The 10236-nt window shown below is 51.5% G+C and carries 8 protein-coding genes; 2 read left to right on the forward strand and 6 right to left on the reverse strand.

All coding sequences use genetic code 11. The features are described from left to right. Window positions 1-309: 309 nt before the first annotated feature. On the forward strand, window positions 310-3627 hold the full coding sequence (locus tag A7Z06_RS19560; protein ID WP_000042970.1) for a diguanylate cyclase: 3318 nt from the start codon (window positions 310-312) through the stop codon (window positions 3625-3627). Window positions 3628-3706: 79 nt separating this feature from the next. Here the strand turns inward: A7Z06_RS19560 and alkA are convergent, their stop codons facing one another. Then, the gene (gene alkA, locus A7Z06_RS19565) at window positions 3707-4555 is read right to left on the reverse strand and encodes a DNA-3-methyladenine glycosylase 2 (RefSeq protein ID WP_024165192.1); all 849 of its coding nucleotides are present in this window, start codon (window positions 4553-4555) and stop codon (window positions 3707-3709) included. A gap of 133 nt (window positions 4556-4688) precedes the next feature. Between alkA and yegD the strand changes: the two genes are divergently transcribed. Further along, entirely contained in the window at window positions 4689-6041 is a 1353-nt protein-coding gene (gene yegD, locus A7Z06_RS19575; protein WP_000469766.1) for a molecular chaperone, read from the forward strand. A gap of 12 nt (window positions 6042-6053) precedes the next feature. Here the strand turns inward: yegD and A7Z06_RS19580 are convergent, their stop codons facing one another. From A7Z06_RS19580 to A7Z06_RS19600, 5 genes are all read right to left on the reverse strand, one after another. Beyond that, complete coding sequence (locus A7Z06_RS19580; protein WP_024165193.1) at window positions 6054-7994, reverse strand: helix-hairpin-helix domain-containing protein; 1941 nt, start codon at window positions 7992-7994, stop codon at window positions 6054-6056. Next, on the reverse strand, window positions 7991-8752 hold the full coding sequence (locus A7Z06_RS19585; RefSeq protein WP_105279546.1) for a PP2C family serine/threonine-protein phosphatase: 762 nt from the start codon (window positions 8750-8752) through the stop codon (window positions 7991-7993). Before A7Z06_RS19585 ends, A7Z06_RS19580 begins: the two co-directional genes overlap by 4 nt. Continuing rightward, window positions 8749-9408 carry a vWA domain-containing protein gene (locus A7Z06_RS19590; protein ID WP_000003183.1) on the reverse strand — a complete coding sequence of 220 codons (660 nt, stop codon included), beginning with the start codon at window positions 9406-9408 and terminating at the stop codon, window positions 8749-8751. The genes A7Z06_RS19585 and A7Z06_RS19590 overlap by 4 nt, the downstream gene beginning before the upstream one ends. Window positions 9409-9625: 217 nt before the next feature. Further along, window positions 9626-9682, reverse strand: coding sequence for a type I toxin-antitoxin system Ibs family toxin (locus A7Z06_RS19595; protein ID WP_100692412.1), 57 nt, complete (start codon window positions 9680-9682; stop codon window positions 9626-9628). Window positions 9683-9952: 270 nt separating this feature from the next. Then, window positions 9953-10009 (reverse strand): type I toxin-antitoxin system Ibs family toxin, encoded by a 57-nt coding sequence (locus A7Z06_RS19600; protein WP_100792650.1) that lies wholly within the window; start codon window positions 10007-10009, stop codon window positions 9953-9955. Window positions 10010-10236 lie beyond the last annotated feature (227 nt).

Below are 10236 nucleotides of genomic sequence, written 5' to 3' on the forward strand. Positions count from 1 at the left end.
GACCTGATTAACCTGGATGTTAGGAAGGGGGCGCCGAAGCGCCAAACGCGGCAATTATAGGGATTTCATCCGCCTGATACCAGTCGAATAGCGTTGCCGCACACTTAGAGTTAATTGTTGACGATCAATTCCCTGACGCAAATTTAATTGTTCGGTTTTAACGCAAGGTAAAAAATGTTGTGTAAAGTTGCACAAATTATCTGCCACCACGTCACTTTATGAACAATCCGCATATAAAATGTAAAACTTTTGTACTAGCATAAACACAGATACTAATACTGACGACCTGGTCATACGGATAGAGCGGTAATGAGTAAACCATCACAACGTGTTTTAATTACCCTGCCTCATCCCCTGCTTCACCTCGTCAGTTTAGGTTTAGTCTCATTCATCTTTACCCTTTTCTCGCTTGAGCTTTCACAGTTCGGTACGCAACTTGCGCCACTCTGGTTCCCTACGTCCATTATGATGGTGGCATTTTACCGCCATGCCGGACGGATGTGGCCGGGAATCGCATTGGCCTGCTCGCTGGGGAATATCGCCGCATCCGTACTGCTCTTCTCTACCAGTTCGCTGAATATGACGTGGACGGCAATCAACATTGTTGAGGCCGTCGTGGGGGCAATGCTGCTGCGGAAATTGCTGCCGTGGTATAACCCACTGCAAAATCTGGCTGACTGGCTACGTCTCGCATTTGGCAGCGCCATCGTGCCGCCAGTATTGGGTGGCGTGCTGGTTATCCTGCTGGTATCAGACGACGATCCGCTTAGAGCATTTCTAATCTGGGTACTTTCCGAATCAATCGGCGCACTGGCGCTAGTACCGCTAGGATTGTTATTTAAGCCACATTACCTGCTCCGTCACCGTGATCCACGGCTGTTGTTTGAAACACTACTAACATTAGCCATCACGCTGACGTTAAGCTGGCTCTCGATGCTATATCTACCGTGGCCTTTTACTTTCATTATTGTGCTACTGATGTGGAGTGCCGTGCGCCTGCCACGGATGGAAGCCTTTTTGATCTTCCTCACTACAGTGATGATGGTGTCGCTGATGATGGCGGCCGATCCGACTTTACTTGCCACGCCGCGAACCTACTTGATGAGTCACGTACCGTGGCTACCATTTTTGCTGATCCTGCTGCCCGCCAACATCATGACCATGGTGATGTACGCCTTTCGCGCTGAACGCAAGCATATTTCAGAAAGCGAAACCCGCTTTCGTAACGCTATGGAATATTCCGCCATCGGCATGGCATTAGTGGGCACCGAGGGGCAATGGCTGCAATCCAACAAAGCGTTATGCCAGTTTCTCGGTTACAGCCAGGAAGAGTTGCGCGCCCTCACCTTCCAGCAACTTACCTGGCCGGAAGATCTCAATAAAGATCTGCAACACGTTGAGAAGCTAATTAGCGGTGAAATAAATACCTACTCGATGGAGAAACGTTATTACAACCGTAATGGCGACGTTGTCTGGGCGCTGCTTGCCGTCTCGCTGGTACGCCACACCGATGGCACGCCGCTCTACTTTATTGCGCAGATTGAAGACATAAACGATCTTAAACGCACCGAACAGATTAACAAACGCCTGATGGAGCGGATAACGCTGGCTAATGAAGCGGGTGGGATTGGCATCTGGGAGTGGGAACTGAAGCCGGATATTTTTAGTTGGGATAAGCGGATGTTCGAGCTATATGAAATTTCGCCACATATCAAACCGAACTGGCAGGTGTGGTATGACTGTGTGCTGCCGGAAGATCGCCAACACGCCGAAAAAGTGATTCGTGATTCATTACAGGCTCGCTTGCCCTTTAAGCTGGAATTTCGCATCACCGTGAAAGACGGTATTCGTCATATCCGCGCCCTCGCCAATCGGGTGCTGAATAAAGAAGGCGAAGTCGAACGATTGCTCGGTATTAACATTGATATGACCGAAGTGAAACAGCTGAACGAGGCGCTGTTTCAGGAAAAAGAGCGCCTGCACATTACGCTGGATTCCATCGGCGAAGCCGTGGTCTGTATTGATATGGCGATGAAAATTACCTTTATGAATCCGGTTGCAGAGAAGATGAGCGGCTGGACACAAGAAGAGGCGTTGGGCGTTCCTCTATTAACAGCGTTGCAAATTACATTTGGCGACAATGGGCCGTTAATGGAGAACATTTACAGTGCCGACACGTCGCGTTCCGCTATTGAACAAGATGTCGTTCTCCACTGCCGCAACGGCGGAAGCTACGACGTCCATTACAGCATTACGCCGTTAAGTACGCTGGATGGCAGCAATATTGGTTCGGTACTGGTCATTCAGGATGTGACTGAGTCACGCAAAATGCTGCGCCAGCTTAGTTATAGCGCCTCCCATGATGCCCTGACGCATCTCACTAACCGCGCCAGTTTTGAAAAACAACTGCGAATACTGCTGCAAACGGTAAGCAGCACGCATCATCGACATGCACTGGTGTTTATCGATCTTGATCACTTTAAAGCGGTGAATGACAGCGCCGGGCACGCGGCGGGCGATGCTTTACTGCGTGAACTGGCGTCGTTGATGCTCAGTATGTTGCGCTCCAGCGATGTGCTGGCGCGACTCGGCGGTGATGAATTTGGTCTGTTGCTACCGGACTGTAATGTTGAAAGTGCCCGCTTTATCGCCACACGCATTATCAGTGCGATTAATGACTATCACTTTATGTGGGAAGGCCGCGTGCATCGGGTAGGTGCCAGCGCAGGGATTACCCTTATCGATGACAGCAATCATCAGGCGGCAGACGTGATGTCGCAGGCCGATATCGCCTGTTATGCTTCGAAAAATGGTGGGCGTGGTCGGGTGACGATTTACGAACCACAGCAAACTGCCAAACATAGCGAACAGGCGATGATGTCACTCGATGAACAGTGGCGGATGATCAAAGAGAATCAACTGATGATGATCGCCCACGGCGTCGCTTCACCACGAATCCCGGCTACGCGTAATTTGTGGCTGATTTCGCTTAAGCTCTGGAGTAGTGAAGGTGAGACTATTGATGAACTGGCATTTCGTCGTAGTTTCAGCGATCCGGCGCTCAATCACGCCCTTGATCGTCGGATATTACATGAGTTTTTCCAGCAGACAGCAAAAGCGGTTGCCAGTAAAGGCTTAAGCATCGCCCTCCCCCTTTCCGTTGCCGGGTTAAGCAGCGCCCCGCTGGTGGATAAACTGCTTGAGCAACTGGAAAGCAGTTCCCTACCGTCACGGTTATTACATCTGATTATTCCGGCTGAAGCGATTTTCGACCACGCAGAAAATATGCATAAATTGCGGCTGGCAGGCTGCCGGATCGTGCTCAGTCAGGTGGGGCGCGATCTGCAGCTCTTCAACACGCTGAAAGCAAATATGGCGGATTATCTGCTGCTCGACGGTGAGTTATGCGCCAGCGTACAGGGGAATTTGATGGATGAGATGCTGATATCGATCATTCAGGGTCATGCCCAGCGGCTGGGAGTGAAGACCATCGCGGGGCCAGTAGCGTTGCCGCTGGTGATGGATACGCTTTCCGGCATGGGTGTTGATCTGATTTATGGCGATGTCATTGCCGACGCTCAGCCTCTGGATTTGCTGATTAATAGCAGTTATTTCGCGATTAACTGAGTATTGCCTGATGCGACGCTGACGCGTCTTATCAGGTCTACAATTCGCTCATTCCCCAGACTGGATAAGACGACCAGCATCATACTTCTTCTGGTTGCCAGCCTTCCGTATACCAGATATGCAACAGCGCATAAGAACGCCAGGGTTTCCAGCGTTCGGCATAACGGCGGATTTGTGCCGGCGTCATTCCTGGAAATCGCTGTTTAATCAAATAATCATCCGGCAGGAAAACATCTTTCGCTTGCCAGCCACGCAAGGCGAAATAATTCGCCGTCCAGCGCCCAATTCCAGGAAATGTTTGCAGCGTTTTCATCGCTTGCTCAACGTCGCCCGGCATTTTCATCGGCAAGGAGCCATCCAGTGCCGCATTGGCTAAATGAATCAGCGCCTCTGCCCGTTTCAACGGCATCCCCAACCCTTTTAGTGCCTGCGGGTCGGCTGCAGCCAGTCGTTGGGGCGTGGGAAAGCAGACATATTCAGGGAAATCATCCAGCCGTTCGCCATAAAGCTGCGCTACTTTGGCAGTCAATTTTGCCGCCATCGCCACGCTCACCAGTTGGCCTAAAATCGCGCGCACGCCCTGCTCAAAAGCATCAACACTCCCGGGCAGACGTAGCCCTGGCCGCGCAGCGCCTAACTCGCCCAATGCACCGTTAACAATCTGCGGATTACATTGCAGATCAAACAGGCGGCTCATTTTCGCCAGGCACTCGGTCGCTACCGCTTCTAATCCCGAACTTACATTCACTTGCAACGTATTAGTTTCGACATCAGGAACCGCCTTTATCACGCCGCGATGTTCGCCCACCGCCAGACTACGGGCATAATAATTGTCCGTGACTGTTTCTACGCCACTCACCGCACGGACGGCAAGAAATCCCAACATCCACGACCAGTCATACGGCGGCTGCCAGTTCAGGGTATACATCGCATCTCCTTTTTTATCCGCTTTCAGCATAAACGTTATTCAGACGCTGCGCTTTGCTTTCATATTCCGGTTGTCGCGACGGCAACATTTCGCTAAAGTCACGCCCCTTCTTCACCGGCATGGGGATTATTTCGTGTTTATTGGTTTTGATTACGGTACAGCAAACTGTTCAGTGGCGGTGATGCGCGACGGTAAACCGCAGATGTTGAAAATGGAAAATGACAGCACACTGCTGCCTTCAATGCTTTGCGCACCAACGCGTGAAGCAGTAAGCGAGTGGCTGTACCGCCATCATGATGTTCCGGCAAACGATGATGAAACGCAGGCGCTGTTACGTCGGGCGCTTCGTTATAACCGCGAAGAAGATATCGACGTCACGGCGAAAAGCGTGCAGTTCGGTCTTTCCTCACTGGCGCAGTATATTGATGATCCGGAAGAAGTGTGGTTTGTGAAATCACCGAAATCGTTCCTCGGTGCCAGCGGGTTAAAACCACAGCAGGTGGCGCTGTTTGAGGATCTGGTCTGCGCAATGATGTTGCACATTCGCCAACAAGCGCAGGCGCAACTGCCAGAAACAATTACCCAGGCAGTCATTGGTCGTCCAATCAACTTCCAGGGATTGGGCGGCGATGAAGCAAACGCCCAGGCGCAAGGGATTCTGGAACGTGCGGCGAAGCGTGCCGGATTCAAGGATGTGGTATTCCAGTACGAGCCGGTGGCGGCAGGGCTGGATTACGAAGCAACCTTGCAGGAAGAAAAACGCGTACTGGTGGTGGATATCGGCGGTGGTACTACTGACTGTTCATTGTTGCTGATGGGGCCGCAGTGGCGTTCGCGTCTCGATCGTGAATCCAGCCTACTGGGTCACAGTGGTTGCCGTATTGGTGGTAACGATCTGGATATCGCGCTGGCATTTAAACATCTGATGCCGCTGCTGGGCATGGGGGGCGAAACCGAAAAAGGTATCGCCCTGCCGATCCTACCGTGGTGGAATGCGGTTGCCATCAACGACGTACCTGCGCAGAGTGATTTCTACAGTAGCGCCAACGGTCGCCTGCTTAACGACCTGGTACGCGACGCCCGCGAGCCAGAGAAAGTCGCCCTGTTACAGAAAGTCTGGCGGCAACGTTTAAGTTATCGTCTGGTGCGCAGCGCGGAAGAGTGCAAAATTGCCCTTTCAAGCGCAGCGGAAACCTGCGCGTCGCTGCCGTTTATCGGTGACAAACTGGCAACGTTGATTAGCCAGCATGGACTGGAAAGCGCCCTCAACCAGCCGCTGGCGCGGATTCTGGAACAGGTGCAACTGGCGCTGGATAACGCCCAGGAAAAACCAGACGTCATCTATCTGACAGGTGGTAGCGCCCGATCGCCGCTGATTAAAAAGGCACTGGCGGAACAGCTGCCGGGCATCCCGATTGCAGGTGGCGACGATTTTGGCTCCGTCACCGCCGGGCTGGCGCGCTGGGCAGAAGTAGTATTTCGTTAAATAAGAAATGGCTCAGCAGCGGCTTAAATCTGCCTGCGCCTGAGCCAGTTTTCCTGCCGCCTGATGTAACGGCGCCATCAACGGCATGGTGCGTGCGGGAGCATGAAGGCGAAATCGCTGTAACTCTGCCGCGCCCTCTGTCAATGCGGCTTCCAGCCGATGACGTTTGGCGGTCATTTTCGCCATTACCGCTTGTCTGTCTGCTGGCGTTACCGCTTCGTTCGGCCTGAAAACAAAACGGCGTTCGCAACTCGCTTTCCAGTCAATAACCGCCTGAGTCAGATGGTCGCCAAATCCTTTCACTTGTTTAACGCCGCGCCGGGTCACATCTGCCGCTGTTTCGATACCAAAGGAACGTAACGCCGCTTTACGCGCGGGACCAACGCCGGGAATAGAAGCAACATCAATAAAAAATCCCTCCAGAAACTTCTGCTTCTGGCGTTCCCTTGCGGTGTTGTGAAGTGCTGTCAACTCGCGTTTTTCGTCTTCCGGCAATCCCAAAAGCTCGTCCTTCATTTTTTCAAGCATCGTCCGTTTGGCGATAAAACCTTCCAGCCCACCCATCTGCTGGATCTGGTTAACTAAATGGTCATAGTCCATTTTTGCACGATTAAACGCCTCACGGCGTTGCTGGATTTCTGCTTTGTACGCTTTGCTTGTCAGGCTGCCAATAATCCAGATAGCCGCCAGCACAGGAACTAAAATAATATAACGCGGTTCTGCCTGAAGGCCGCAAAGCAACAACGATAACGCTGACAGTGCGATCTCAATCAGAATGATGTATTCACTCCGTAACAGGCCTAAAGGAAGCGGCCTGCCAGTCGGTTGGAAGTGATCGGGTAATGGCAGTTGCAATGCTGGCGGTGCTACTGATGCCATCACCATCGCCCAGACTTTCGCCAGCACAAAATCCCCGCCGGTGGTAACAACCTCTTCGCCGAGATCAATAAAATAGATAACGCCTTGATTATCCAGCGCACACCACGGGCAGTCGGTCAAATGACCGGGGTAAACATGCATTACCGAAGCAGTACATTTCTTTAACTGTTGGCGTAAAGAATCCAGTGCCGCTACCCACGCTTTTGCCGTCGGACGCGCGGTTGCCACGCCACTTTCGGTGAATGCCTGCTGAAACATGCCTTCAACATCACCCGGTAACATCGATAGCGGAATAGATCGTGGCGGCGGTTTTAAGCCACGTCGCTGATTGTCTGATGCATAGGCATAACGGAAATGAGCAATATCCTTCTCCAACGCATTACCCGCTTCGGCAATAAGCGGTACACCGGAATAAGGATGCCGACCACCAAACAAGACGTGAAAAATCAGCAACGCAAGGCCAAAATTATCGTGATTTACGGTGCGCTCAAATCCAACAAATGACGGCAAGGTTTGCAGCTCTGGCGGCGTAAAATGCGACACGCCGACTTCGCATAAATGCAGCGTGCCATTAGCGTTAATCTGAAAGGAGTCGCTGTCGATCAACACCACTTTGCTGTCACGGCCTACCATAAAGCTGTTCTGGTTTACGTCACCCACGACATGCCCGTGCTCGTGAACCGTAGCAAAAGATGAAGCAATATTGCGTGCAACATAGAGTAGAAAATCCCATGCACAATGAGGGTAACGTTGACGACGATGTGCCGGGCTATAGATCATATGAATAGGTTCTTTGCCGGAGACTTTCGGCATCATAAAACCGATAACTTTTCCGCCTCGTCCAGCGTGAAGCGTTGACTGCGGCCAGGCGACATAATTGAGCAACTGTGCGTCAGCTGTCGCAGCCATAAAGGCAAGTTTGTCCCGTTTTAAGGCGGGTGGCGGCGTGTGATAAATCTTGGCGACGCTATCGACAAACTCATTGATATCATAAACCGCGCCTTCGCCGCCTTTGCCTAATTCATGACCTGGCGTCACGCAATCGCCAGCTGCGGTATATATAGTTGATTTCACGGCAACCACATGGCCAGCGCCAGCGTTTTATCATCATCGGTGCGTTCATTCACTGCGGGGCAGGACAAAAATTGCTTTAGCAAATCTGGCAATATATCGCGTTGTTCTGACGTTGCTGACGCCAGTCCATTGAAAAATGGCGCAAAGAAAGGTACATGGGGAGAATTTTCCATCATATTTAACGCCAGCCGCTGAATACCGTCCGTAAATGCAGCCACTTTTATCACCTGCGCATCGCAACTGTAAGTCTCAAGGCGCGTGACAGCATCTTCATCAGTAATGAAATAGGTCATATTGGCATATTCGCCATTCATCGGCGTTAGTGGTAGCTGTAGCCCTTCACCAAAATCCACCACCACGCCACCATCGCCAATCTGCATAATCAACGTGCCGGTCGCTGATGATATAACGCCCAGAAAAGTACAGGAAAAATCACGAACCGCCAGTTCTTCAGCTTGTGCACGGGCACTAATACGGTGGCGAATTGCCAGCACAATATCTGTCGCAAGCACATCATTCAGAGCACATTCACCACCCTGTACTTTTTGCATCATAAACGCCATCGCTTCATTGACGGCGAGCGTCGCGCCTTCGCCACCCTGCGAAACGCTACCTGCACCATCAGCAAGGAACATCACCAGTAACGGTTGCTGGTCGTTTAGCCAGACAACCTGCATCTGGCAGGCATCCTGGCAAGGTAAGTCCGCGCTGATATGCGACGTTCCGACGGCTGATGAATAGACCAGACGCCAGCTCACACTGACGTCCAGCCTTTTGGCGCTTCCAGTACAACTTCCGTTCCCGGCGTGGAGCGGGAAACCGAACGTAGCGAACTAGATAACCAGCTAAACAGTTCACGGAATTGTAATCCCTGCAACGGCAAAGGCTGACGGACGCTGATTTGTGCCAGAGTATTCATATCAGCCCCCTGAACACCGATGGTAAAGAAGGCAAACTTCTTATCTTCTTCTCCCTGAAACACTTTACTGGCAGCAGCCTGCCACTCATCGGTTGGCGCGCCATCGGTGATCAAGAAAATCCACGGGCGATAATACGAAATACCATTTGCACGGTACTCACGTTTCCGCTCCTCAACCATATTCAGGGCTTTGGTAATTGCAGCGCCCATTGGCGTATTGCCCTGAGCAAACAAGATAGGCGGGAAAAAGTTAGCGGCGCTGGTAAATGGTTGTTCCACATGCACCGGGCCGAAAGTCACAATGCCGAGTTCCACTCTTTTTAAGGCCAGCGGATCGGCAAGCAGTTCATCGCGAAAGGTCACCAATCCTGCGTTAAGTTCGTTAATGGGTCTACCGCTCATCGAGCCAGAAACATCCAGCAGTAAAATACAGGGGCAACGTGGTTCCGGGTTACTGGCAAAATCGCTGGTGGCAAACGTAATTTGTTCGCTCATAAGAGTTCCTTTCTTAGAGAATTATTGAGATTCGGTATCATACCGAGAGCAATAATAAATTAAGAGCAAGCGAAGATACTTTCAGAATTAAGCCCGGCGGCGCAGATAAGTTTGCTATTCGCCTCGCAAGAACGTGGGCTTACAGATTGACAATAAGGGTGGAGTAACATAAGTTCAGGAGTGAGGGTAGAGCGGGGTTTCCCCCGCCCTAGTAGTCTTAGTAAGCTGGCCAGCTAATGACTAAGAGCACCACGATGATGAGTATCTTCATCATGACCCTTTCCTTATTTAGGCCCCTTCCTCGGGAGGGGCTTTCCCGTTTCAGCGTCCCGCTGAAATCGTCGGCTTACCTCCTTTCGCCATGTACGCAGTCTATCGCTGACTCGCGGATAACATAGTTTCATCTGTGATTATTGCGTAACGACTCGCAAAGAATATTTGCTGGCAGGATCGCAGACGGCAAAGCCTGCGGATTGACAATCTGACCGTGAAGGCATATTTTCAGGAGTGAGGGTAGAGCGGGGTTTCCCCCGCCCTGGTAGTCTTAGTAAGCCGGGAAGCTAATGACTAAGAGCACCACGATGATGAGTATCTTCATCATGACCCTGTCCTTATTTAAGGCCCCTTCCTCGGGAGGGGCTTTCCCGTTTCAGCGTCCCGCTGAAATCTTCGGCTTACCTCCTTTCGCCATGTACGTAGTCTATCGCTAACTTGCAGAGAAAATAGTTTCCTGCGTCATTACTGGATGCGCGCTCGCAAAGTGCACCACCATTCAGACTATTCGCGAAACTGTTTCATAATTCCTCCATTTTTCTCCCTTATTGGCTG

The organism is Escherichia sp. MOD1-EC6819 (assembly GCF_002965765.1).
GTDB lineage: Bacteria > Pseudomonadota > Gammaproteobacteria > Enterobacterales > Enterobacteriaceae > Escherichia > Escherichia ruysiae.